The organism is Arthrobacter paludis, from assembly GCF_056782315.1.
Genome location: NZ_JBXAEW010000020.1, coordinates 1 through 24,772 on the forward strand (window position 1 = coordinate 1; position 24,772 = coordinate 24,772).

At 65.7% G+C, this 24,772-nt stretch carries 18 protein-coding genes and 3 pseudogenes; 8 read left to right on the forward strand and 13 right to left on the reverse strand.

From position 1 onward, the window contains the following. Positions 1–59: 59 nt before the first annotated feature. Together istB and AC1Q5D_RS15335 are read right to left on the reverse strand one after the other, a co-directional pair. A complete protein-coding gene (gene istB, locus AC1Q5D_RS15330) occupies positions 60–899 on the reverse strand; it encodes an IS21-like element helper ATPase IstB (protein ID WP_481739329.1) in 840 nt (279 codons plus the stop codon). Further along, the gene (locus AC1Q5D_RS15335) at positions 896–2,221 is read right to left on the reverse strand and encodes an IS21/IS408/IS1162 family transposase (protein WP_481739330.1); all 1,326 of its coding nucleotides are present in this window, start codon (positions 2,219–2,221) and stop codon (positions 896–898) included. Before AC1Q5D_RS15335 ends, istB begins: the two co-directional genes overlap by 4 nt. A 139-nt stretch (positions 2,222–2,360) precedes the next feature. On the opposite strand from AC1Q5D_RS15335, the gene AC1Q5D_RS15340 reads away from it, so the two are divergent. Next, positions 2,361–2,861 carry an ATP-binding cassette domain-containing protein gene (locus AC1Q5D_RS15340; RefSeq protein WP_481739331.1) on the forward strand — a complete coding sequence of 167 codons (501 nt, stop codon included), beginning with the start codon at positions 2,361–2,363 and terminating at the stop codon, positions 2,859–2,861. Positions 2,862–2,978: 117 nt separating this feature from the next. On the opposite strand, the gene AC1Q5D_RS15345 is transcribed toward AC1Q5D_RS15340, so the two are convergent. From AC1Q5D_RS15345 to AC1Q5D_RS15370, 6 genes and pseudogenes are all read right to left on the reverse strand, one after another. Then, a complete protein-coding gene (locus AC1Q5D_RS15345) occupies positions 2,979–4,022 on the reverse strand; it encodes a hypothetical protein (protein WP_481739332.1) in 1,044 nt (347 codons plus the stop codon). Beyond that, positions 4,019–5,086, reverse strand: coding sequence for an AAA family ATPase (locus AC1Q5D_RS15350; protein ID WP_481739394.1), 1,068 nt, complete (start codon positions 5,084–5,086; stop codon positions 4,019–4,021). Before AC1Q5D_RS15350 ends, AC1Q5D_RS15345 begins: the two co-directional genes overlap by 4 nt. A 591-nt stretch (positions 5,087–5,677) precedes the next feature. Further along, a pseudogene (locus AC1Q5D_RS15355) lies at positions 5,678–6,736 on the reverse strand (HsdM family class I SAM-dependent methyltransferase); the annotation flags it as partial. Between the two features lie 108 nt (positions 6,737–6,844). Continuing rightward, positions 6,845–8,338, reverse strand: coding sequence for a class I SAM-dependent DNA methyltransferase (locus tag AC1Q5D_RS15360; protein WP_481739333.1), 1,494 nt, complete (start codon positions 8,336–8,338; stop codon positions 6,845–6,847). Beyond that, positions 8,331–9,260 (reverse strand): restriction endonuclease subunit S, encoded by a 930-nt coding sequence (locus AC1Q5D_RS15365; protein ID WP_481739334.1) that lies wholly within the window; start codon positions 9,258–9,260, stop codon positions 8,331–8,333. The genes AC1Q5D_RS15360 and AC1Q5D_RS15365 overlap by 8 nt, the downstream gene beginning before the upstream one ends. Before the next feature lie 303 nt (positions 9,261–9,563). Further along, the gene (locus tag AC1Q5D_RS15370) at positions 9,564–12,332 is read right to left on the reverse strand and encodes a type I restriction endonuclease subunit R (RefSeq protein ID WP_481739335.1); all 2,769 of its coding nucleotides are present in this window, start codon (positions 12,330–12,332) and stop codon (positions 9,564–9,566) included. Between the two features lie 120 nt (positions 12,333–12,452). Here AC1Q5D_RS15370 and AC1Q5D_RS15375 point away from each other — a divergent pair, with 120 nt between their 5' ends. The 6 genes from AC1Q5D_RS15375 to AC1Q5D_RS15400 all read left to right on the forward strand — a co-directional run bounded on the left by AC1Q5D_RS15375 (position 12,453) and on the right by AC1Q5D_RS15400 (position 20,492). Continuing rightward, positions 12,453–13,643, forward strand: a complete 1,191-nt coding sequence (locus AC1Q5D_RS15375; protein WP_481739336.1) for a DUF6361 family protein — start codon at positions 12,453–12,455, stop codon at positions 13,641–13,643. After that, positions 13,636–15,504, forward strand: a complete 1,869-nt coding sequence (locus AC1Q5D_RS15380) for a phospholipase D family protein (protein WP_481739337.1) — start codon at positions 13,636–13,638, stop codon at positions 15,502–15,504. The genes AC1Q5D_RS15375 and AC1Q5D_RS15380 overlap by 8 nt, the downstream gene beginning before the upstream one ends. Next, a complete protein-coding gene (locus tag AC1Q5D_RS15385) occupies positions 15,501–18,659 on the forward strand; it encodes a C-terminal helicase domain-containing protein (protein WP_481739338.1) in 3,159 nt (1,052 codons plus the stop codon). Before AC1Q5D_RS15380 ends, AC1Q5D_RS15385 begins: the two co-directional genes overlap by 4 nt. 97 nt (positions 18,660–18,756) lie before the next feature. After that, positions 18,757–19,440 carry an 8-oxoguanine DNA glycosylase OGG fold protein gene (locus AC1Q5D_RS15390; RefSeq protein ID WP_481739339.1) on the forward strand — a complete coding sequence of 228 codons (684 nt, stop codon included), beginning with the start codon at positions 18,757–18,759 and terminating at the stop codon, positions 19,438–19,440. Between the two features lie 71 nt (positions 19,441–19,511). Then, positions 19,512–20,189, forward strand: coding sequence for a GIY-YIG nuclease family protein (locus AC1Q5D_RS15395; protein WP_481739340.1), 678 nt, complete (start codon positions 19,512–19,514; stop codon positions 20,187–20,189). Positions 20,190–20,237: 48 nt separating this feature from the next. Next, complete coding sequence (locus AC1Q5D_RS15400; RefSeq protein WP_481739341.1) at positions 20,238–20,492, forward strand: helix-turn-helix domain-containing protein; 255 nt, start codon at positions 20,238–20,240, stop codon at positions 20,490–20,492. A 47-nt stretch (positions 20,493–20,539) separates the two neighbouring features. Here the strand turns inward: AC1Q5D_RS15400 and AC1Q5D_RS15405 are convergent. The 3 genes and pseudogenes from AC1Q5D_RS15405 to AC1Q5D_RS15415 form a co-directional block, all read right to left on the reverse strand. Continuing rightward, a pseudogene (locus AC1Q5D_RS15405) lies at positions 20,540–20,728 on the reverse strand (transposase); the annotation flags it as partial. Between the two features lie 129 nt (positions 20,729–20,857). Then, the gene (locus tag AC1Q5D_RS15410) at positions 20,858–21,061 is read right to left on the reverse strand and encodes a ferredoxin (RefSeq protein WP_481739342.1); all 204 of its coding nucleotides are present in this window, start codon (positions 21,059–21,061) and stop codon (positions 20,858–20,860) included. Positions 21,062–21,123: 62 nt separating this feature from the next. Beyond that, positions 21,124–22,167: a fatty acid desaturase family protein gene (locus tag AC1Q5D_RS15415; protein ID WP_481739343.1), complete on the reverse strand. Its 1,044-nt coding sequence runs from the start codon at positions 22,165–22,167 to the stop codon at positions 21,124–21,126. A 655-nt stretch (positions 22,168–22,822) separates the two neighbouring features. Between AC1Q5D_RS15415 and AC1Q5D_RS15420 the strand changes: the two genes are divergently transcribed. After that, positions 22,823–22,954, forward strand: a complete 132-nt coding sequence (locus AC1Q5D_RS15420; RefSeq protein ID WP_481739344.1) for a hypothetical protein — start codon at positions 22,823–22,825, stop codon at positions 22,952–22,954. Between the two features lie 30 nt (positions 22,955–22,984). Here AC1Q5D_RS15420 and AC1Q5D_RS15425 read toward each other — a convergent pair. Both AC1Q5D_RS15425 and AC1Q5D_RS15430 read right to left on the reverse strand, forming a co-directional pair. After that, positions 22,985–23,176, reverse strand: a pseudogene (locus AC1Q5D_RS15425) (IS3 family transposase); the annotation flags it as partial. Between the two features lie 829 nt (positions 23,177–24,005). Beyond that, positions 24,006–24,719 carry a hypothetical protein gene (locus AC1Q5D_RS15430; protein ID WP_481739345.1) on the reverse strand — a complete coding sequence of 238 codons (714 nt, stop codon included), beginning with the start codon at positions 24,717–24,719 and terminating at the stop codon, positions 24,006–24,008. Positions 24,720–24,772: the final 53 nt, after the last annotated feature.

The following is a 24,772-nucleotide window of genomic DNA, read 5'->3' on the forward strand; positions in this document are numbered from 1 at the left end:
TGATGACGCTCATCGAAATTCCCCGGTTGGTGCTCGGTGAATGTCCCCAGTCGCGGGGTTTAGGTTAGCAGCGTTTTCGGGGTGCCTGTAGTGGCTCGGCGGAGCTGTTCGGCGGCGTCGTGGTGGGCTCGGAGCCGGTAGGAGTCCCCGTCCAGGTTCAGGACCACGGAGCGGTGCAGGAGCCGGTCGAGCATGGCGGCGGCGACGGTGGTGTCGCCGAGGATCTCGCCCCAGGCCCCGACGGGCCGGTTGGTGGTGATCACGATGCTGGTCTTGAGGTAGCGCTGGTTGATGACCTGGAACAGGGCCGAGGCGGCCTCCCCGGGCAGGGGCAGGTACCCGAGCTCGTCGATGACCAGCAGGGTGGGGCCGGCGAAGAAGCGCATGGTGGTGGCCCACCGGCCCTCAATCGCGGCCTTGTGGCAGCGGGCGGCCAGGTCGGCCGCGGAGGTGAAGTAGGTGCGGTATCCGGCCTCGACGGCGGCGCGGGCCAGCCCGGCGGCGAGGTGGGTCTTGCCGGTGCCGGGCGGGCCGATGAGCAGCACGTTGGTCGCGTTCTCGAGCCACCGGCAGGTGGCCAGCTCGTTGATCAGGGACCGGTCGACGCCCTGGGCGTGGTCGGTGTCGAACCCGGCCAGGGTAGCCGGGGTGGGGATGCTGGCGAAGCGCAGCCGTCCGGCCAGGCGCCGGGCCTCGGCGCTGTCGACCTCGACGGCCAACAGGCGCTCGAGGGTCTCGGTCATCGACCAGCCGTCGGCGCGGGCCTGGTCCAGGACGGCGGGCAGCGCCTCGGCGGCCCCGGCGAGCTTGAGCGTGGCCAGATGGGCGCGCAGCCGCTGGTAGGTGGCCGCCTGCGCGTTCGTGGACGGAACGGCGGCCGGGGTGGGGGTGGTGGTCATGGCAGGTAGCTCTTTCGTTGGGCGGCGGCCTCGTAGGCGGCCAGGTCGATCACGGAGGCCTCCGGCGCCGCGGGGCGCCCGAGCAGGGCGTCGGCGGCGGCGCGGGCGGCGGCCCCGGGCGGGATGCGTTCCTTGCGGCGGTGGGGCTTGGCCGTGTTCACCGCGGCCATCGCCGCCGCGTTCAGGGCGATGACGTGTCCGGTGTCGCGGATGGTGGCGCCCAAGCCCGGCTCGGCGATGCGGTGCCGGGCCACGACCGCGTTCCCGGAGCGGATCTGCAGGTGCCCGGCACCGACCCGGTGGGTGACCACGACCCTGGCCGCGGCCAGCTCCGGGGGCACGGAGTACCGGTTGCCGCGCCAGGAGACCAGGCCCTGCCGTGAGGCGGTGCGCTCGTCCTGGACCGCGACCGGGTAGGCGGCCGCCGGGGCGGGGCGCAACACCTCCACCTCGGCCATCGCCGCCACCGTGCTCCAGCCCTGGGGCCCGCGGCGCCGGCGGGCGTCCTGGGACTGGGCGAAGGCCAACACGCTCGCCTGGGCGGCCTCGAAGCCCGTCTCATCGGGCAGGGTGCGCCACCAGCGTTGCGCGGCGGTGTGGTTGTTCTTCTCCACCACGCCCTTGCGGTGCCCGGACCGGGGCGGGCAGAGGAGCACCTCGACGCCGTGGTGCTTGGCGAAGCCGGCGAAGGCGGGGTTGATGTCCCCACTGCCGGCAACCGCGACGGTTCCCATCCGGTCGAAGCGCCAGGCCCGGGTCAGGCCCCCGAGCAGGGCGATGAGCGTGGTGATGGCCTCCATCAGGTGCGCGTGGTCCATCGATTCTGCCAGCACGGCCCGCCACTTGCCCGAGTGCGGCAGCGAGCCCACCAGCAGCAGCGCCTTGCGCCCCGGCCCCCAGCCGGACGGCGGGTCGGGCAGCTCGAGCCAGTCGAACTGGGTCTCCTCCCCGGGCGGGTGCTCGATCACCGCGTTCGGGCGCTCGGTGACCTTCCCGCACGCCACGCACGCCGGGCGCAGCCCGCGGGCGCGGATCTGGCGGGTCAGCGTCTGGTACGAGCGGTCATAGCCCAGCCCGGCCAGCTCGTCGAACAGGGTCAACGCCCACAAGTGCGGGTCCTCGGCCAGCCGGGCGGTGACGTAGGCCTCGAACCGGGCGAAAACATCCGGTCCGGAGCGGCGGCGCATCCCCGGGGTCCGTTCCCCGTTGAGGTAGGCGCGGACGGTCTTGCGGTCCCGCCCCGTGTGTTTGGCGATGCGGCTGATGCTCCAGCCGCGCTCTTTCAACGCGTGGATCTCCACGTCTTCCTTCCATGGCAGCATGAAGGGACGGGCCTTTCTCGAAAGCCGGTGTGTGGTCAGAGACCACCAGCTTCGGGGAGGGCCCGCCCCTATTCAGGGACTGACACGAACTGGGGAAATTCAGTGAGCGCCGGGTGGGGAATTTCGATGAGCGTGATCATTGCAGGACTACTCGCTGTCCCTGGTGCCGCGGATGACGGTCGCCGAGAACGTGCGGCTGACGATCGAGGGGCGCTTCCCGAAGTCCGAGCTGGACGGGCGCGTGGACCGGGCCCTGTTGTCTGTGGGCCTGGCTGGGAAGGGCACGCTCTACCCGTGGCAGATGTCCGGGGGCAGGCAGCAGTGCACAGTGATCGCCCGCGGCCTGGCGTACAACCCGGACCTGCTGCTGATGGACGAGCCGTTCGCGGCCGTCGATGCGCAGACCCGGGTGGAGCTGGAGGATCGGGTGCTGCGCCTGCGCGACGCGCACAACATGACGGTCCTGTTCGTCACCCAGTACATCGACGAGGCCGTGTATCTGGCGGACGGGGTGCTCGTGCTCTCCGGGGCGCCGACGTCCGTCTCGGAGAACATCGAGACAGATTGCCGACCCGCGGGGCGAGATCGAGACGGAGGGCCTGAAGCGGTACGGCGAGGTCCGGGCTCGGGTTCGAGCTGACCCAGGAGGCGAAGTTGCACGTCGATTTAATCCACGACGCGAAGTTAGCGAGGTGGCCCCGACGCTGACCTGCATGGCGTCCACTGAAGTAGTCGCCCTGCGTGAACGAAAGATACGCTAGACAATACCGAAGGTGCTCATGCCTTGGTTTCTCGGATCAGTCAGAGTGTTTTCCTCGTCTAGCATCACGCTGAGGGCACTTCCAAACTTGTACTCCCACTTGAATCCATCGGCCGCAACCACGCTGGGCTTGGCGAGCCTGTCAAATCCCTGGGTCGAAATGATTCCTACGCCGCAGTTGAAGCGAATGTGCCTGTCGTGAGGAAGCAATTGGCCTCGCTGACGCCAAGGTCCCATTGTCACTGAAACTGCATCGAGATTTCCGGGGCTGCCTGTCTGGGGCCAACGCGTGTTTATCGCCTGTTGGATTTCAGCGCTGGACACTGAACCTTGGCCGGGAAAGCAGCCTTCGTCAGAGGTTAGCAACGACACCGAAGATCGAGGCGGCATGTCGGAAGCTAGTTGCTTCAGCATCCAGACCACTTGCTCGTCCGGGCCAGCTTGTCTTGGGTCGAGGAGACGTTGTAAAAGCCATCTGTCGTATATGACAACACGACTCGCAATCTGTGCCGCCGGTCTAAAGACCCTCGCCCAAATGTCCTTTCGTGCGGTTCCGGAGGGAAAATGGCCTTGTAGCGCCAGGTCACGGAATCTTGTGATGGACAACGCCTCAGGGAGAAGGGGTGCTTCCGCCACCTCAATATCGCTGACAGCATCGCGAAGTGACTGGCCGCTCGAGACACCAAGAGAGCGAGCTATCCCGTCACTGACCGCAAACAGCTGTGCATGACCTTGAAGTACTGAACGCATCTGCTCCAAGGTAGTTATCGCTTTAAGGGGCTGGGATGGGGGATCAGCCATCTTGAGTCGCTTGCTGGATCGTAATGTTGCCAGAGCTGCATCCCAGATCTTCTTAATGGACTCAGGCTGCCGCGAAATAGACGTGGCCAGGGCCTTGGCGTCCTCAGGCGACGTGAACTGAAGGAGCCCGTGCCTCAACAATGCATCGACAACGGCGGAATGCACTAGCTTTGCGTTCGTGCCGGAGTTTTTGGTGAGATCATCCAGCGCCTCAGGAAGGATGCTGATGCGGCTGATCAATAGAAATCCCCCAAGACCTCGCCAAGCCTTTCATCGAAGAAGCCATTGGGCCAAGCGTCGATAAAGTCACCGTCCGAATCAAGCCGTAGTTCCTGAAAATGCGCCTGCCCATTCTCGGATTGCACGATGTAATTCACAGCGACTGCTCGAGGGTCGAGTTCGCCCTCACGGATTCTACGTTGAAGGCGCAGCATAAGGTGCTCACTATGAGTCTCGATGATGAATTGATTGGCTCGGCCATCCTGCTGAGCACTCTCTATAAGCAAGTCGGCTAGGTTGCCCTGCAGGGCTGGATGGAGGTGGATCTCAGGCTGTTCGATGCAGATGACGGAGTTTTGTCGAGAAACCGATTCCGCCACGATGGGGAGAACCTGACTTACTCCGAAGCCCACATCAGTGGGAGACACCTCCACATTCGATCTAGCGTCGGTGAGAACGATGGAGATTAGCTCTCCAGCGAAGTGAGCACTATCTGGCCCTGTCACTGCGACAGCATCCACCCTGTATGGAATCTCCAGCTTGTGAAGCCATGAGTTGAGGGCGGCTCTGTCACTTGCACTATCAAACAAGTGGTTTGCAAAATTTTCACCCTCGAGGGAAGCCCCCCTTTCTGACTGTCTGCGGGGATAGTAGCGAGCGGGGATCGAGCGTAGGGGGCCCAAATACACCAGTCCGTCTAATAGTGCACTGGCCTCTTGGCCCATTCCGGCAAAGAACTCCTCGATCTGATTTAGGTAGCGGTGGGCCTCCCGCTCGTTCGACAATGACCATTCGCGACGCGTTCGTGCGTCGACCAAAGAAGGCAGCAAACCGTCGAGGTTGATGTAGCTATGGCGGTCAGCCCCCGATATCTTCTCCAGCAGTCGCTTCACTTGACGCGTTGTCGACGCAACTCGGCCTGGGAAAGGCGACTCAATTCGGTCCGGGCTTCCTTTAAGTGGCGGGAACAGCAAATTGCTCTCGCTCAGATGAAACATTAAAGGTCCCAGGTTGCCGTTTGGCGTACAGAAAGTCGACGTCCCCCTGCCCATTGATTCTTCATCCCGGGCCAGCTCGACTCTCACGACGGGAGAATCTGGTGGACGGCTGAGGGCGACGCTGAGCGAGCGAAGGCCCCCTTGGCCGCTTCCATCGAGCTCGAACGCCCAGTCCATATGTCGAGTCATTGACGGGTCGGGCACACGCACTGATGGGTCGGCGAGGTCCAACGCGCCGAAGCTAAGGCCGAGCTCTAGAGCACGATCTGCCTCATGACCCGAAACTATGCCAAGGAAACTACCTGCATTAGTGTGTGGGCCGTTCGTCTGCAAGCTGCTGGCACCCCTTAGGGACTGCTTCAGTAGCGTCAGCGCTTGGAGCCCTGTCGACTTTCCTGCCGAATTCGGCCCGTAGAAAAGGGTAATGGGAGCGAGCCGTGCGCTAGACGGGCCTGCGAACGACTTGAGGTTCTGGACTCGAATCTGCGAAAGCAAATGAACCGGCGATTGAGGCCGCTCAACACCTGGCGAAGGCTGCGGGTCAAGAAAGCGTCGCGGCTGTACGTCGGGTGACCAAGCGTCTTGGTACCTTACGTTAACCGCAATATGGCTGTCAGCATGGACGGAACGGTCTCGTCGCCAATCCTTGAGGATCGAAGTAATGTGACGGACGGACTCTCCGTCAAGTACTGGCCGATCTTCGGATATTTCGGCAAGGGCTGCGCCGGCGTCAAGAGCGAGGAAACCGTCTGCTATTTCGTCGGTCCCGTTTAGGAGCCACAAAGTCGGGGTTGCGGTAGTACCAGAAAGCGTTCGTTGAGGTAGCGAGATTATCGCTTCCAGTAGACCTTCCTTGATGAGCCAATCTTGGACTTGTGGGCTCACCCCGTTCCGGAAGGTCGAACTCGAGGGCAGAACAATGGCGCCTCGGCCGCGATGGCGAATGAATCGGGCGATCAAGGCCAGCCACGCGGCGTCGCTCTGATTACGGCGAAGCTTGGAACCTAGCCGCGCTTCGAGAAAGCCCAGTTGACTGTCATCGAGCTTGAGGCCAAATGGTGGATGAGTTCCTACACTAACGAGGCTGTTCTCCCACTCACCGTAAGCGGGAGGGCCGCTTAGGCTGTCTCTTCGACTGAGGTGGAACTCTACGCCGTGCATTTGGAGGCGCATCGCGGAGCGGAGGAGAGATCGAGATGAGATATCTGATCCCACAACGAGTGGGGCTCCTTGCCGGTGCGCTTCCAGTAGGAGCGTTCCTGAACCGCACGCTGGGTCGTAGAAGGCTCCACCGGTGCTGATGAGGCCAACCATCAGACGCGCCAAAGGTAGCGGGGTGGGAGCCTCAAGGCTTCCAGAGAACCTTGTGAGCTTTGAGTCGGTCAGTAGAGCTTCGAAGACCTGGAGTAGCTCGTCGGGGTTGCCGGACAAGGAACGCTCCAGACCGCGGAACAAGGTAGCCGCCTGTTGACCACCCTCGAGCCTAGGAATGGGAAGCGCTGCATCTCGAACGAGCCCCGGCAAGAGCGTTGTGACCGCTCGACGAATTACCTCGGAACTGTTCTTCGCATAGGACACATCCGAGCGAACGAGATCCCAGTCTTCGTCGGACAGGCTATATCGTAGAAACAGCAATACGAGGGTAAGGTCCAACCCGTTCTCTAGGCCAAGCCTACCCCCTGTAGCCTCGGTCAGATTCCAAGCAATCTTGCTTGCGGAGTCCTCACTCTTCAACATCGCCCCCTAAGGCTCCAAGCTCTATTGGCACCGACTATGGTCAACCTAGTCCTCAAAAGGCGACTGCCCAACGACATTCTGCGGGCCCGACTGTCACGGTTGACGCGACTACTCAGATCCTTTCTCTATCGTTACAGGCGCTTCAAGTGCTGCTGCGACAGCAGCGAACTCCTCCAACGCGGCGGTGAGGTCCTCGACGATCTCGCGGGCGATGACTTCCGGCACAGGCAGATTGTCGAGGTCTTCGAGGGAGGCGTCGCGCAGCCAAACGATGTCAAGGTTGAGCTTGTCGCGCGCGATGAGTTCCTCGTACGTAAACGACTTGAACAGCTCGGTCTCGACGCGTTCATCTCGCGGTTTGCCAGGCGCATAGGAGCCGACGAAGCCGTCCAAGTGCCCCCGAGTGAGAGGGTTCTGCTTGAGCGTGAAGTGCTGATTCGTGCGCAGGTCGTACACCCACAGCTTCGACGTCCACGGCGTCTCGGAGGCGGGCTTCTTGTCGAAGAACAGCACGTTCGCCTTCACGCCCGGGGCATAGAACAGCCCGGTGGGCAGTCGCAGGACGGTGTGCAGGTCGAAATCGTTGAGCAGCCGGCGGCGGAGGGTCTCCCCGGCCCCGCCTTCGAATAGAACGTTGTCGGGCAGCACGACGGCAGCGCGCCCGTTGATGTCCAGGATCGTCATAATGTGCTGTAGGAAGTTGAGCTGCTTGTTCGAGGTCGTCACGACGAAGTCCTGACGCTGCACCGCCCGGTCGTCAGTGGCCTCGCGCCCGTCGCCGCCGACCATCGTCAGGGACGACTTGGTCCCGAATGGCGGGTTGGCGAGTACCACCGACCAGCGCTGGCCGGGGTCAGCGGCCAGGGAATCCTTGACCTCGATCAACGACTTCCCGTTGGCCTCGCCGATGCCATGCAGCAACAGATTCATTGCCGCCAACCGGGCGGTGCCGTCGACCAGCTCGGTTCCCTGGACGAACGTCTTACGGAGGTGTTCCCTTTCTGGCGGAGTCAGACTTTCCGCACCCCGAGAGGCATAGTCGTGCGCCGCGAGCAGGAAACCTCCGGTGCCGCAGGCGGGGTCGACGACGGAGTCCCCGATTGTGGGCTGGACGCAGTCGACTATGGCCGCAATCACTGCGCGCGGCGTGAAGTATTGCCCCGCTCCTGAGCCCTTGTCCGAGGCGCCCTTGGCGAGCAGTGACTCGTACGCATCTCCGTTGATGTCCGTACCGGCGCGAGACCAGTGCTCTTTGTCGATGAGATCGTGGATCAGTCGCTTGAGCAAGGCCGGGTCTTGGATCCGGTTCTGCGCCTTGCGGAAAATCGTGCCCAGAGTTCCGGATTGGTGGCCCAGGCCCTGAAGGATCGAAGTGTACTCCGTCTCCAGCGCAGCGCCCTCAGTATCCAGCAGCCGCTGCCATGAGTACTCAGACGGGAGGATCTGCTCTGGCTTGAGCCTCCGGGTCGCACGTTCGTGTGCCATCTTCAGGAACAGCAAGTACGTCAGTTGCTCGGTGTACTCGAGAACCCCCACGCCGTCGTCCCGCAGGACATGGGCGTAGGACCAAATCTTGCCCACTAAGTGACGGACGTCAGACACCAGCCATCTCCTTCACTTGCTCGACATCTGTATTTGCTTCTGGCAACCGGCCGTCGAACGCGGCGACCAACAGGGCGTGCCGCAACCGAGCGGACCGCTTCAGCGCCGCGTCGACACCTTGATTGAGGCGCTGGGCACGGCGGACAGTGTCACGGTGCTGATCCACTATCGCTTCTGCCTGGGTCAATTTCGGCCAAGGAAGTGAAAGTGACTTGAAGTATCTGAGCGTTAAGTTCGGCTGCACGCCACCACTCGATTCACGGCGCAGCATGTCATATCGGGACTCGAGTATTAGACGTAACCACGCCCGAGCGACGGGTGAGGAATCTGCAAGGCTAATGGCCGCGCATGCTTGATTCATCGCTGCATCAAGGCCGAGCTCACCGACAGTTCCGCGCGTTTTTCCCTCACCGTACATTGCGACGAGAAGTGTCCCTTTTGGCCAAATTTTCACTGCCGTCTCGGTTAGGGCTGCGTCGGTTATAAACTGTGTCGCCTCGGTTACAACTCCCTGCGAGAGGTCCCCACTCGTGATCCAAGGGATTGATCCGTCTTTCCAGTACTTTGCGTTGCCCCTCTTCGGAGTACTGCCGCTACCGATTTTCGCAATGTCGGAGAGAAGAATCTGAGGAACGTTCGGGGCCGATTCCGCTTGATCGACAAGTGTTGTGGCGCTGGCTTTGACAAAGTTTCGGTTCCGAAGAGCTGCTGCTTGCAGACTTATCTCGGCAGAATCGAGCCGGGAAAGGTGGTCTTCGAGGACCTCGACGATCTGTCGCTGTTCTTCGACGGTTGGAATGTCCAGCGTGAAACTCGCTATTTGTGGCCACTTGACCCGTGGGCGGTCACCCGAATTCAGCGAAGTCACAAACTCAACAAAATCTTGAGCGGTCAGTCGCCACTTAAGCCAGCGTGCGTCCACGCACGTTCTCATTGCTGCGGAAGACAATGAACTCTCCCGACACGAAAGCGTCTTCCGGCGCGATCGCAACCTTATTCAGGTAGGGACGAAGTCGTCCGTACAGAACGTCCCCCGCCTGAACTTTTGGACTCAAACTACTAATGTCAGCTGCCCGGCCGCGCCCAATGACGCGCCCACTATGTGCTTCGACATGTTCCATGCCAATGAACGGGAGCTTGCTCGTACTCTGAGGAATTTCGCGGTCGCGTTGCGGAGTGATGACTTGGCCCAGAGTGACAGAGCGCCACTCGGCTGGTGAAGCGTTCACGCAGTCAGCTCCGTGTTGAGGGCCTCGATGAGTTCTTCGGCGTTGTCGCCGAGGTCCCGCAGCGCGCCGTCGATGCCACCCCGTTCGTCGAAGGGTGCTACGTCGAGATCGTCGGTGGCGATGCCGGCGGAGTTGGAGATCACGTCGACCATACGGTCGAGCCACCACCTTTGCGTATCAGTGAATGTGGTCCCGGCCTGTTCCTGGGTGAGTAGCCATCCGGTATATCGCTGCTGCACGGTTTCCGCGAACGAGACCAACTGGGAGTCTACTCCGAGGGCGAATCGGACCAGTGACACCACATCGGTCAAGCGCGGCTTGTCGCGGTGTCGGACGCGCCCAGCGTCAATTTGTTCATAGGCCGCCCAGATCATGTCCGGAGTCCAATTGTGCGGAGGACGGGCGATGCGGTCAGCCAATTCCTTAATTGTCTCGAACGGCACCTGGCGATGTTTTGCTTCGTCCATGAGCTGGATAGCAGTGATCTCGTCCCGGTGCGCGTGCAGGTACTTGGTCCAGTCCTCGACCAGCGACCGGGCGCGGTCGGGATCGACTACGCCGTACGCGTCGATAAGCTCGTCGGGATTCACCTCGTCGACGATTTGGTCGTGGGTACGGCGCAGTTCCACGATCCGAGTTCGCAGATCCGGGTTAGCGGCCAGTGGCTTGATCGCCCTGTCGATCAACTGTTGCACGACCTCGGCCGATGACACATCCAGCCCGGCGGCCTCGATGGCCTTGGCTTGGGCATCGGGGTCGACCACCTCGACCAGGGCGCGCACAAGCTGCTTGAGCGGCTGGCCGGCAACCTTGTCGAGCTCGCTTCGTTCCTCGGGCGCGAGCTGCAGTTCGAGCGCGGACAGACGGGAGGCGAGGGTGGCTACCTCGTCCTCGGTGATAGTCAGCTTCGCCGTTTTCTTCAGTAACTGCTCCAATGAGGCGGATTTTTCACGGTTCAACGGGGGCTGGACAAAGTCGTGTTCGGTTACCCCAACGGCATCCACGATGACGAAGCGGGTCTTGGTCTTAGCTGCAGTGTCCGGGGTAACGGCCTGAAAGTCGGCCGGTGCGATGGTGCGCGCTCCGCGGCCCTTCATCTGCTCGAAATACTGAGCGGTCTTCACATCCCGCATAAAGAAGACACACTCCAGCGGTTTCACGTCTGTGCCGGTCGCGACCATGTCGACTGTGACGGCGATGCGCAGCTTGGCCGAGGTGCGGAATGCCCGCAGTTGCCCCTTGGGATCGTTCGCGGTGTAGGTGATCTTCGCGGCGAAATCGTTGCCCTTGCCGAACACTTGCCGAACGGTGGTGAGGATCTGCTCAGCGTGAGCGTCGTCCTTCGCGAAGACCAGCGTCTTCGGCACCGCTGACCGGCCGGGAAAGATCTCAGTGAACAACCGGTTGCGGAACGTTTCCAGAACCAAGCGGATCTGGTTAGGGTTCGTCACTGCCCGGTCGAGTTGGCCACCCGTATAGACGAGGTCCTCGTCGATCTGCTCGATGCGCTGGACTCGTGTGCGCCTGTCAACCTTCGGCACAAGAGTGCCGGCCTCAATGCGCTCACCCCGGTCAGTGACCCGTGTCTTGATCCTGTAGATGTCGAAGTCCACGTTCACCCCGTCTGACACGGACTCCTCGAAGGTGTACGACGACACCAAGTTTTGGCGGAAGAACGCGAACGTCTGTTTGCCTGGCGTCGCAGTCAGTCCAACTACATGCGCATCGAAGTACTCCAGCACACCCCGCCACAGGCCATAGATGGAGCGGTGAGCCTCGTCGACAATCACCAGGTCGAAGGTCTCGGGCGGCATATCTGGCGCATACGTCACGGTTACCGGGAATTGGGGGACGTAGTCATCCAGCTGCGGGTCATCGGCGCTCAGGACCTCATTGCCGTTCAGCACCTTGAACACACGTTGGATCGTGGAGATCACCACGTTCGAGGAGGAGAGCATGCCGGCGCCAGTCAGCTTGTCGACCGCGTACACCTCAGAGAACCGGCGTCCGTCACCCGGTGCAGTGTAGTTCTGAAACTCTGCGAGGGTCTGATCGGCGAGGTTGTTGCGGTCGACGAGAAACAAGATCTTGGAGAACCCGCCGTACTTCAGTAACCGGTAGGCAAGGGTCACGGCGGTGTAGGTCTTGCCGGCCCCGGTGGCCATTTGGATCAGGGTTCGGTCGCACCGCTGTTCGGCCAGAGAGGTCTCCGTGCCTTTGATTGCCATGATCTGTGCAGGACGAAGTGGAGTCTCGTCCAACGGAAGCAAGGCGCGTACTTTGGCTCGCCACGTCGGGCACTCCGGGTCTGCATCCGCGTCCCGGATAACGCGTGCGAGTGTGGACGGCTTGGGGAAATTGAAGAGCTGGCGGGACCGCGCATCCGGGTCGAAGCCGTTGGTGAAGTGCGTCTCGGTCCCGGAGGCCTCGAACACGAACGGGAGCCGGTCATCGCAGAGAACCGCACGTTTCCGATGACCTTCGGGAAGGCCCCTGGCGTACATCGCCGACTGCCACTCCACGCCCGACAGTGGTGTGCCAATTGGCTTAGCTTCAATCACCCCGACGGCCCGCTTGTCGACATACAACAGGTAATCCACGCGGCCGTGGCCGGAGGTCAAAATTACCTCGCGAACCGCGACGCCGTCCGCGGCGAACAAGTTCAGGGCTTGGGCGTCCTGCACGACCCACCCAGCCGCTGCAAGTTGAGAGTCAATCAGGACGCGCGCCTGCTGCTCGGAGGCAAGACGGACATCGTCAGACACATCGCCGAGTCTAGCCTAGCGGGATGTGACGCCGACAGGCGACCGCCAATGCCACGCTTCGAAATCGACGACGGCTACAGCTGCTATGAACCGTTGAAGACCTCGGGGTACAACTGAACCGTGCCCTCACTGATCTCCTGGCTCGACGCCAGCGCCGCTGAGACGAGCCGCATGCGCGAGATCGTCAAGCTCTTCGGCACGCCTGAGAGCGTTGACGATCTCGCGCTCGGCCAGTTCCGGGACAGCATCAGCAATTCGCTGTTCCCCGGCACGTCCGTCCTGCACGTCGCCGCCCGGTACCTCCTGCTCGTCCCGTGGTGCTTCCAATCCGCCGGCAACGCCAGAACCGGCGAACAGCTCCGCACCGCCGGAGAGCAAACCGAGCGCCGGCTCATCCGCCGCTTCCAGGATCTGGAGTTTGACCGATTCATCGGCCGCCTCGCGGGGGACCGGGTCGCCCAGCTGCCCTCCGCCGCCTATTGGTCCGCGCTCCGGGCCTGGGGCATCGTCCGGGTCGATGTCGAGCGGGCGGCCATCGGCGACGCCATGCTCGAGGAGGCCGCCGCGCACGGCGACGGCCTGCCGCACGAACCCGTCTGGCACGCCGGCCTGCCGCCCGTACCCGAGGGCTTCCCCTCCTCCGAGGAATTCGGAATGGAACTCGACCGGGCCGAGGCCGAGTGGATCCGCGACCGCATTCTCGCCACCACTCCCGCTTCCCTGCTCAGCCAGCTCGTCGCCAATCCCAAGCGCGTCGACAAGAAATCCGAGGTCCCCTGGGAGGACCCGGCCGCAGCCAACGCCAGCGGCGACGCCGTCGACTGGCTCCGCCACGCCGAGGCCTACTCCGCCCTGCAGCACGGGCTCGACGCCACCTACTTCCTCCTCGTCGCCCGCGAGGCCCGCCGCCGCGTCGGCACCGTCGACGCGGAGACGGAGGAGCAGGTCGCCGGGATCCTTGGCGACTGGCACGCCGACGAGAACCAGCAGCGCCTGCTCCGGAACTGGGACACCGCCGGATTCATCGCCCGCGCCCGCACCGTCAACCCGCGCATCCAGCCCGCCTCCGCAGCGTTCCTGGCCCAGACCGCCACGGAGCTCGCCTCCGGCGCCGACCCCACTGCCAACGAGCGCCTCCACCGGATGGTCCGCGACCGCGAGCGCCGCGCCAAGGGAACCAACTCCCGCTTCGCCAACGAGCGCCGGCTCCGCGCCTGGGCCCCGCCCGAGCGGGCCAACCGGCAGGCCTTCCGCTGGCCCGTCGTCCGCACCATGCTCATCGATATCCGGGAGGGACTGGCCCGTGCTTGACCCCGCAGCCCGCGAGGCCCTCACCGAACAGCTCCGGCCCCCGGCCGGCTACCGCCTCTCCCACGCCGTCGGCACCACGTTCACCCTGGACATGGTCAGCGCGCTCGCCGTACCGCTCAGCTTCGTCCGCGGCACCGGCGAGGACCCCGGCCACGCCGTCGCCGTCCTCAACGCCATCCGCAAGGTCTCCGACCGCATCGACGTCTTCTGCCAGGCCGGCCTCATCCGCGCCCCGCGCCAGGCCAGCGACCTGCTCGCCGTCCTCGAGCCGATCGTCCACCAGGTCCTCGCGCCGCGACCCGGCGCGCTCTTCCACCCCAAGGTCTGGCTCCTCGAGTACGAATCCGGGGAAGACCGCGCCTACCGCTTCCTGTGCAGCAGCCGCAACCTCACGCCCGACGCCACCTGGGACCTGCTCGTCCGCCTCGACGGGCGCATCGGGGAGGACGACGACGGCGCCGCCCCGATCGACAACGCGCCCCTGGCCGGCTTCATCGACGCGCTTCCCGGCCTCGCCGCCGTGGACCTTCCGCCCGCGCGGACCGAGCGGATCAGCGGCCTCGCGCGCCGCCTCGCCGGCGTGCGCTGGGAACTGCCGCAGGACATCCGCACCGCCGCCTTCCGGCCCCTCGGCACCGGCGCCGAGCACCCGGCCGATTCGCTCGCGGCGTTCCTGCGCGACCCCGACACCGCCGTCGGCCTCAACGGGCAACGCGGCGAGCGCCGGGGCTTCGGCCGCGAGCGCCTCGTCATCGCGCCCTTCGTCGACGACGCCACGCTCGAGGTCCTCACCGGCTCGTGGTGCGGCTCGCTCGACGTCTACGGGCGGGCCGGCGAGTTCGACAAGCTCGCCCCCGCCACCCTCAGGGGCAAGGCGGCGTTCCACGCCATCGACGAGGTCGGGCTCGCGCCCGACGACCACGAGGACGACGACGGCGCGGCCGGTTCCGGCGTCCCCGCCGCCGGGGACCTGCGCGGGCTGCACGCCAAGGCGTTCTTCACCGATTTCGACCGCACCACCCACGCGCTCATCGGCTCCGCCAACGCCACCCGGGCCGCGTTCGGCCGCAACGTCGAGTTCGCCGTCGAACTCACCGGCCCCAAGAGCCGGATCGGGACCGAGAAGATCAGGGAGTCCCTCGCCGGCCTGCCGTTTCTGGAGTTCGACGGCGACGGCGGCGCGTCGCCTACGGCCGAGGACGAGGCAGAGCGGCGGCTGCAGGACGCGCTCATCGCCGCCGCGGTCCACGCCTACCTGCTCGACGCCGCCCCCGGGGACCGGGACGGCGCCTACCGCGTGGACGTCCGGCACGACTACGCCCCGCCGTCGGGCATCACCGCGAGGCTGGGGCTCCTGACCCTGCCCGGCCGGCTCGCCGCCATCGACCCGGCGGGGGAGGGGCGCCACGCGTTCGAGGGGCTCGCGCTCGAGCAGGTCACCCCGTACGTGCTCCTCGAGCTCACGGACACGGCCACCGGCCTGGTCCGCACCGGCGTCGCCCAGGGCACGCTGCGCACCGACGTGGACGGGAGGATCGACCAGGTCATCGCCAGCCAGCTCGACACCCCCGAGAAGCTGCGCCAGTTCCTGCTGCTCTTCCTCACGCCCGAGGACGAGGCGCCGCTCGGGGGCGGCGGCCTGTTCGCCGGACGCTTCGGGAACATCGGGGCCGGGGGATCCTTCGCCGGACTGTTCGAGGCGGTCGCGACCGCGGCCACCAGCCCGGAAGCGGGGGAACTGTTCAGGGACCTGAAGCCGATCATGGACCGGCTCTACCAGCTGGCCGGGGACGACGAGGAGATCGGGCAGGTGCGGCGGCTGTGGGACGCCGCCGTCGCCGCCGTGGAGGAGGACCAGTGACCGGATTCAGCGCCAAGCCCACGCTCCGCGGGCTCAAGCCCTTCCAACGGCGGACCGTCAACCACGTGCACCGCCGCTTCTACACGTCCAGCCGGCCCACCGACCGGTTCCTTGTCGCAGACGAGACCGGGCTCGGGAAGTCCGTCGTCGCCGCGGGGGTGGTCGCCCGGGCCATCGAGCACCTCGAGGCGGACGAGACCGTGGGGCGCATCGATGTGGTCTACATGTGCTCCAACCAGGACCTGGCCAAGCAGAACCTCGACCGCGTCAACGTCACCCGGCAGGCCGACGTCGTCGAGGCCACGCGCCTGACCCTGCTGCCGCTGGAGCTGGGCCGGCTCAACGCCGAGCCGGGACCCGGGACCGGCAAGCGCGTCAACTTCATCTCCCTGACCCCGGGCACGTCCTTCAACGAGGGGCAGCGGCTCGGTAACGCGGAGGAGCGGGCCGTCCTGTTCCTCATGCTTGAGGCGGTGCTCGGCGAACGGGAGAACCGCCGGGAGCCGCGGCGCTTCCCGGAGGAGGCGCGGGAACGGGCGATCGAGCTGCTCCGCGGCAACTCCGGGCGAAGGGGCTTCCTGTACCACGTCGGCCAGCTCACCCGCCGGCATCCGGAGGGGTTCCCGGGCGACGTCGTCGCCACCTTCCGCCGGCGCGCCACCGATGCCGGGCTCCTGCGCTCGTTCCGGCGGCTGCTACGCTCCGCCGAGACCACGGACCGGCTCAAGGAGCAGCTGCGGGACCTGATCCGCGACCTGCGCGGGGTCCTCGCCGAGGCCGGGCTCGAGGCCCTGGAGCCGGACCTGATCATCCTCGACGAGTTCCAGCGCTTCCAGGACCTGCTGTACGGGTCGGAGGAGGACGCCGAGATCGCCGGCGCGGCCGAGCTGGCGCGGCAGTTCCTCAACTACGAGGGCGCCAAGCTGCTCTTGCTCTCCGCCACCCCCTACAAGGCCCACACGTCCGCGGGCGACGACGGGGAGGACCACGCCGAGGAGTTCCTCGAGCTGCTGCGGTTCCTCTCCCGCGACGAGCCCGGCTGGATGGACCGGCTGGAGCGGCTCCTGCTGCAGAGGCGGCACCAGCTCGCCGGGATCGAGCCCGGCGACAACGCCGAGGCCGTCGAGACGCACCTGAAGCGCTTCATGTGCCGCACCGAGCGCCCGCAGCTGGGCGAGGATGACATGCTCCGCGTCCTGGAGATGGCCCCCAGCGACGTCCGTCCGGCGGACCTGCGCAGCCTTGCGGCCCTCACCGCCGCGTCGCGGGCCGCGGGTGCCGGGAACCCGATCGAGTACTGGAAGTCCGTGCCCTACTTCGCGAACTTCCTCGGCGAGTACCAGCTCGGCAAGGTCATCGACGGGACCGTGGCTGGTCCGGCCGCGGAGGTCCGGCCCCACCTGCCGCGCCTGACCGTGATCGACCCCGACGCGCACCGGGCCTACGGGCGCCTCGAGGGGGACAACGCGAAGTACCGGGAGGTGGAGCGGCACGTCATCGACTCCGGGTTGTGGCGGCTGCTGTGGATGCCGCCGTCGTGCCCCTACGCGCGCCCGGCTGGGGCGTACGCGGAGGTCGGGGCGGCGGCGACGAAGCAGGTGCTCTTCTCCGCCTGGAGCGCGACGCCGAATGCCGTCAGCACGCTGCTCTCCTACGAGGCCGAGCGCCGGATCATGGCCCGGGCGAAGCAGCCTGCGGAGAACACGGCCGAGGCGCGGGCCCGGTTCGCCCCGCGCCTGGCTTGGCGCGTGCGGGACGGGGAGCCGACGGCGATGTCCGCCGCGGCGCTGTTCATCCCGCACGCCGCCCTCGCGGCCGCCGCGGACCCGCTGGCCCTGCCCGCGGAGGCGGACGGGACGGGGGCGCCGCCGTCGTCCTCCGCACTCGCCGAGGCGGCGGAGGCCGCCGTCCGCGCCACGGCGCGGGAGGCCGACGCCTCGGACGACCGGGGCCTCTGGGCCGCGTACTTCGGGATCCGCGGCGCGCTGCCCCGCGCGTGGGCGCGGGACCACGACGCGGCGCGGGCGGCCATCGCGGAGGCGGCGGACAGGACGGCCGACGGCGGCGCCGCGCCGTCGCCTGCGCCCGCGCCGGAGCCGCAGGGCCACTCGCTGTTCATGCTCCATGCCGAGCGCATGCTGGAGACCGCGGCGGCCGGGCGCGGCGGGTGGCGCGACGGCGTCGGGACGCTCGCGCTGAATTCGCCGGCGAACTGCATGTACCGGGCGCTGGGGCGGGTGCTGCCGCCGTCGTTCGACGCGGAGGAGCACTGGTTGGCGGCGCTGCACGCGGCGGAGGGGCTGCGCACGCTGTTCAACCGGCAGGACGCAACGGCGCTGCTCGACGCCGAGTACCCGGGGCTGGACTACTGGCAGGCGATCCTGCGGTACTGCGCGGACGGGAACCTGCAGGCCGTGCTGGACGAGTACGTGTATCAGCTGCGCAGCCAGCAACCGCGCGGGGCGACCACGGTGGACCAGCTGTGGGGGATCTCCGACGGGGTGCGGAAGGCGCTGTCGCTGACCGTGGCGTCCCTGCAGGCGAAGGCCCCGGGGAGCGGGGACAAGCCCCTCACGATGGGCACCCGCTTCGCCGTCAGGTACGCCGGCGGCAGGACCGAGGCCGGGGCGGCGCACCGCCTGCCCGAGGTGCGCGCGGCGTTCAACAGCCCGTTCTGGCCGTTCGTGCTCGCGTCCACGTCCGTGGGCCAGGAGGGGATCGACTTCCACTGGTGGAGCCACTCGGTGATCCACTGGAACGTGCCGACGAACCCCGTGGACTTCGAGCAGCGGGAGGGCCGCGTCCACCGGTACATGGGGCACGCGGTGCGGAAGAACGTGGCGGCCGCGCACGCGGCCGAGGTGCTGCGGGGGCGGCCGCGGAACCCGTGGGAGGAGCTGTTCCGCCGGGCCGAGGACGCCGCGGGGGAGCAGCCCGAGCACGTCCGGGAGTTCGCGCCCTACTGGGTGCACCGGGGCGAGCACCGGATCGAGCGCCGCTTGTTGGACCACCCGCTGAGCCGGGACGTGCCGCGCACGCAGCGGCTGCTGTCCGGGCTGGCGAAGTACCGGTTGGCGCTGGGGCAGGCGCGGCAGGACGACCTGCTGGAGACGCTGAGGAACACGGAGATGCGCGCGCTGGATCTGCGGCCTTAGAGTTCGCCTGTTCGGCGCTATTTCATCAGTAGTGCTTGGTAGGTTGACCGTGCCGGGAACGCTCGGGTTGCCGGATCAGGGGTGGGGGGGAAGCGATATGGGCGTAGCGTCCGTTCCGACTGCAATCAGACTGAAGCTCAATGAGCTTGACCGCCAGACTGACATCGTTGGCCATGATGTTGTCGTCGCAACCTCCTGGTGGGAGCGCAAGGTGGGTAAGCATGCCCTTGTCGCGACGAACAATGAGTCCGCATGTGCGACGATCAGCCGCGGCCAGATTTTTCAGCTTGCCCAGGAAGCTTCGTCTCCTGCGGATCTCGAGCGCGTCCTCTGGAACGCACTCGCCTGGGGAACGGGGACTCGACATCGGAACAACGCGCGGCGCATCAGTTCCGTCCGTTCGCTGCCGACAAGCGGCAATATTCTGCAGCTGGGGCGCGAACTGGCCGCGCAGTCTCCGGTGGAGGCGTTTGAGACCTTTATGCCCCGGGGGAGGACCGCGCTGAAGTATCTTGGACCAGCTTTCTTTACGAAGTTCATGTATTTCACAGGGGCCGGGAAAGAGGATCATCCATCGTTAATCGTGGACCGGTTCGTCCTCGCGGCCCTGCATGCCGAGACCGGCCTTGCCCTGTTAAAGCCGGCATTTGGGTTCGGTGTCCGGACCTATGAAGAGGCTCTTAGGTACATGCATGCGTGGGCGGAACGGGCCGACGTCCCTGCAGACCATATCGAGTTCGCCGCCTTCCAGCATGGCAAAGCATTGCTCGGCGGGGCGTAGTCGTGTCGACCCTTCATGAGGCGATGGAACGGGTCCTAGCCAACGCCGATCGCCCGCTGACAACCCGAGAAGTGGCAGATGCCGTCAACTCAGGGCGGATGTACGTTCGCAAAGACGAGAAGCCGGTACCTCCTTCGCAGATCAGCGCGCGGGCAAGGAAATACCCTCACCTCTTCACGCATGCCGACGGAGGTCTGCGGCTGGCGTATCGAGAAGCGCCCCGTCCAGGCGCGACTTTGCAGGGGCAGTGGGCGTCAGCGGATTCACCGGACGACAACTATGGGGCGGAGGAGGCCCTCGTCGAAGACGCAGGCCGAGTCGAGGTTTCCCTGCTGGCCGACGAGAGCTTCATTCCTGCTGGGACTATAGATGGTTTAATCCCTGATCGGCCCGGTCTCTATGCCGCGCGGGTCATCGACATCAAGGTGCTGCCCGAGGTCTTTCGCGTGCATGCAGAGAAGCGCGGTGACCGCCTTGTCTATCTTGGCGAGGCCAAGCGCAGCTTGCAGCGGCGCCTCCTCGACCAGGAACTCCGGGCAAGAGGACACGGGACATTCTTCCGGAGCATCGGTGCCGTTTTGGGATACAGGCCGGTTCCAGGGTCATTGATTGGGAAGCTGAATCAGCGCAACTACACGTTTGCGCCGTCCGACGATGCAGCAATCGTTCATTGGATCAATTCGAATCTGGAAGTCTCGTGGGTCGAGTACACAGATTTCTTGACACGCCCTGTTGGGACGGCAGCGTAGAAAACCAACGAATCCGCTGTCCGAAATCTCCTAAGCAGCCCAACTGTCATGTCTGCCTTCGCGCAGCTCGAGCGCGACCAGCTGGCCGAACGCACCCGCTCCGGCCTCGCCGCAGCGGCGGCCCGCGGGCGCAAGGGAGGCCGACCAGGCGTTACATCCGACTCCGAAAAGGTTCGCCAGGCCGGCCAGTACCGGGCCGCCGGCCTGACTCCTCCCGAAATCGGGAAACTGCTAGGAGTCAGCCGGGCCACCATTTACCGCTATCTCGGGCTTCTGGCCATTGAATCAAAGGAAGGCGCTTGACGTCATGAGTAGGGCTATGGCTGTGAGTCCGTGCGCAGGAGTGTCCCGACCACGGTGATCAGCGCCGAATCCGCGCGTTTGCGGCGTTCGAGCAGCCAGTCCGGGAAGTACGTGCCGGACCGGAGCTTGGGGATGGCAACGTCGACGGTGCCGACCCTGGTGTCCAGGTCCCGGTGGCGGTACCCGTTGCGCTGGACGGTGCGGGAGGAGCTTGGGTGGCCCCATTCGGCGCCGACTCGAAGGACCACACGGTGGCCGCGTCCACGTCTGAGGCGACGTGCCCGACCACCGCGCGCTACACCACTATGCGGGACTCAACTGGCAACGGCAGCGTAGAAACCAACGAATCCGCTGTCCGAAATCGCCTAAGCAGCCCCGTCGATGCGGATGGATGCGGTCGGGCAGAGCCGCGCCGCTTCCAGGGCGATGTCCCATGCCTCCGTGGGGGGATGCGAGTCCAGGAGGCGGGCGAACCCGTCGTCTTCCTCCGGGTTCCCGAAGATGTGCGGGGCGAGGAACCCGCAGTTTCCCGAGGCAACGCAGGTCTCGTGGTTCACAACGATCTTCACGGGTCGGTCCCTTTCGGGTTGCCGCGCCGGGCACGCAGGCGTCCGGGGCGTGGGTGGTGCACTCAACCGCGGTACTGCCGGACCAGCGGGCACGTGTAGGCGTCGCGGTTCCTGAGTCCGACCTGATTGAGGTAGGGGATGATCCTGGCGTACGCCTCGCGCAGTGTGGTTTCGGTGTAGGGGACCCGGTGGCGGGCGCAGTGCTCCCGGACCATCGCCCGGATCGCCCGGAGATTCGGCCGTGGTGCCTTGGGGAAGAGGTGGTGCTCGATCTGGTATTCAAGTCCCCCCATGAGGAAGTGCACCCAGAAGCCGCCGCGGATGTTGCGTGACATGCGCACCTGGCGACGCAGGAAGTCGAGCCTGACGTCCTGCGGGACGGTCGGCATCCCGATGTGGTTCGGTGCGAACGCCCCGCCTAGCAGGAAACCGAAGACAGCCTCCTGGACGGCGACGAACGCCACGGCCAGACCGAAGGGCAGGACGGTGAACAGGAACGCGAGATAGCCGAATGTTCTGCCCCCCAGGAAGAGGACTTCGGTCCAGCGGCGCGGGACGTGCCGGTCGGTGGCGATGGTCCGGAAGGAGGCGACGTGCAGGGTGAGGCCTTCGAAGAACAAGAGGGGCAGGAAGTAATAGCCCTGGTATTTCCCGATCCTCGTCCCGAGGCCCCTGCGCCGGTCCGTGCCGTCGGGGGTGAAGGTCAAGACGCCGGGGTCGACGTCGGGGTCCTTCCGCTCCTGGTTCGGATGGGCGTGGTGGCGGCCGTGCTTGTCAACCCACCAGCCATAGCTCAAGCCGACGAACAGGCCGGACAGCACCCGGGCGGTCCACTCGTTCCACGCGTGGCTGTCGAAGATCTGCTGATGCGCGGCCTCGTGGCCGAGGAAACCGAGTTGGGCCATGGCCAGCCCGAGCAGTGCGGCCAGCCCCAATTGGTACCAGGCGTGATCCAGGGTGGCCACGGCGACCAGAATCGCCCCGGCGGAGAGTGTCCATGCGAGGAGCATCGCCCAGTAGAAGCCGTACCGGCGTTGCATCAGACCCGCGTCGTGGACGCGTACCAAGAGATCGAGGTATGCCACGGCGTACCGGTTGCCAGCCATCGGTCCTCCCACCGCCGGAAACTGAGAGCGGCCACTACCGCGCATTCAACCACGGGATCAGGCCGCCGGGACAGGGGACCCGGACCGTCGGGTCCGCGTCCCAGAAGGGCAGGCGCCCGCGCCGCGGCCCGGGCCCCTGGCCCGCCGGGCCTCCGGTCCGTCGAGTCTACTGTTCGTTCGAGGGGCCCTCTTCGGGGCTGACCGCAGTGAAACCCACGTCCGTCCAGCCGCAGTTCTGGCACGTCCAACGGACGCGGCGCATCACAAAAGGAACATCCTGGCGCTGCTCGTGAAGAGACGGCTCGGCCCCGGCTCCTCCGTCGTCGTCCCAGGCTTCGTCCTGGTCCTCGTCCCACCGCTGCTCCTCCGCTTCGGCGATGCTTCCCACGCCGCACTGCGGGCACTTCTCCGGGCGCCTCATACGGCGAGAATACGCTCCCCGCGGCCATCGCACCATGGTCCGGCATCCGCCGCCCGCCCCGTCCCCCAAGGCGGCGGGCGGCACCTGTCGTCGCAATCAGCCAGGATTCGGGTGTCGACGTACCGTCACCGGGGCGGTGCCGGAGGACCGGCTCGTGCGGCACATCGTGGCCCGGCGCAGCGCGGAGATCATCATGGGTAGGGCCCCATCGCGCGGTCCTTCGGCGGGGACCATGTGCGTGCCATCCACCGGTACCTGTTCCAGGACCTGTACGAGTGGGCGGGGGTGCACCGGCGGGTGAACATGGCCAAGGGCGGCAAGCAGTTCGTCGGCCACCTGTGGATCCCCGAGAGGTGGGCTGCTTAGGAGATTTCGGACAGCGGATTCGTTGGTTTTCTACGCTGCCGTCGCCGGCGTTTGGTAACTGTAGTGGACCTCGTTGGGGCGCCGGTAATCGAGCGCCGAATGGCGTCGGCGGCTGTTGTTGAAGCCCTCGATGTAGCGGATCAGGTCCCGCCGGGCCTGGGCCTTCGTCGCGTACACGGTGCGGTGGACGCGCTCGTTCTTCAGCGCCAAGAAGAAGCTCTCGCGAGTAACGCCGTGGATCTCGATGTTCACGCGAACCGGATGGTCGGGAGAAGCGTGCTTCGAAGCCGCCGGGATGCGGAGGTTGCTCTTGGCGCGATCGTTGTCCGTGACGATCTGGCTCAGGACCTGTGTCGCCCGAGGCATCCCACCCCTTCGTTCCCCGATGACCGGGGCCGACGGCGCGGTGGATGGGACGGGAGACGCCTTGACGGGCGAACGCTTCTCCTTGTAGTTCGTGAGGCCATGGCGCTTGAGTAGGCGCTTGGCGACGTCGACGTTCGCGAAGGGAGCCACCCGGTCGGGATCGTGCAGGCCCGCGACCGCGGCAGGGTCTGCCGCGTCCCGGAATGCCTGCAGCATGGCTTGCTCTGCAGCGTCGGGCGTAGGGCATGCGGCGAAGTGAACGAACGACTGGTCGAAGTCATGGATCAACTTGAGCCACCAACCACCGGAGTGAGGGGCACGGGCGCCTAAGCGCGTTGAATAGTACTGTGCGATACGCGATGACATCGAGGTGCCGGCCTTGCCGATGTAGAGGACCGGTTCATTCGGTAACCAGAATCGACCCAGTCGGTCCGAGAAGGACTCGTAGGACGCCGCCGCCCCGTCGACGGGGAGACCGGGGTGGGCGTCCAGAAGCGTGGCAAACGCCTGGATCGAGGGCCGATAGGTCGGGGACGGCACATGCGCAACACTCGGGTCCTCACACCAGGAGATGCAGTACACACCGGGACGGTCGTCGTGGATCTCGGCGCCCCAGGGAACGACGCCAGACGTCGTCGCCCCTGCCGCCGAGAACAGAGTGTCAACGGAGATCGGCATGTCCGACTCAGCCTTCCGTCTTGGCGCTGCGTCGCGACATGTGCTTCCAGGCGGCGGCGTCGAGGACCCATGGCGTGACCTGAAGCCGGTGGGCCGTCTCCTTCAGGAGGGTGCGGGCCTCCGTCACTGACGTCCGGCGCCCGATTGCCTTCTGGATCCACTTGAGGATGTGGCGGTCCGGCTTCACTGTGTGGTCGTCGCCGGCCGTCATCCAGATATATCCGGTGCGAACGCCGGTCAGGCCGCTGCCTTTCACGCTGTTGAGCTGCCCTTCGACTGTCGCCAGCCGGTCGAGGTCGGCCATCAGGACGGGAACGTCCGCGAGGATCTCCACCCCATGGTCGCGGAGGGCACCGGCAAGCTGCCGTACGGCCGCTGCCTTACGGATGCCGCCGCGGGTGGACGTGACCTGGCGGTTCCGAAGGACGTCCGCGGCGAAGGACTCATCGTCCATCCCGTCGATGCTCGCCAGGAATTCAGACAACGTCTGTTCGCCGTCGCGCGGACTCAGGGGCGAGTGCGAAGCCCCGACCAGCGCGTCCGACAGGTTGGCCCAGTCCGCGTAACGGCGAACAGTAGGAGCGACGGCGGCGTTGTACCGCGCGTTGATGGAGAACGTAGCATCCAGAACGCACGGCGACAGGTGCCCCCACCGGTGAGTGCGCTCTGCCAGGTCCAAGGACGCTGCGCTCGACGTCAGGATAGAGACTTCGTGTTCCATCGATCCCCCCGAAAGCGGGGACGTCGATGTTTGTGTGGCCGGCCCCCTGACGG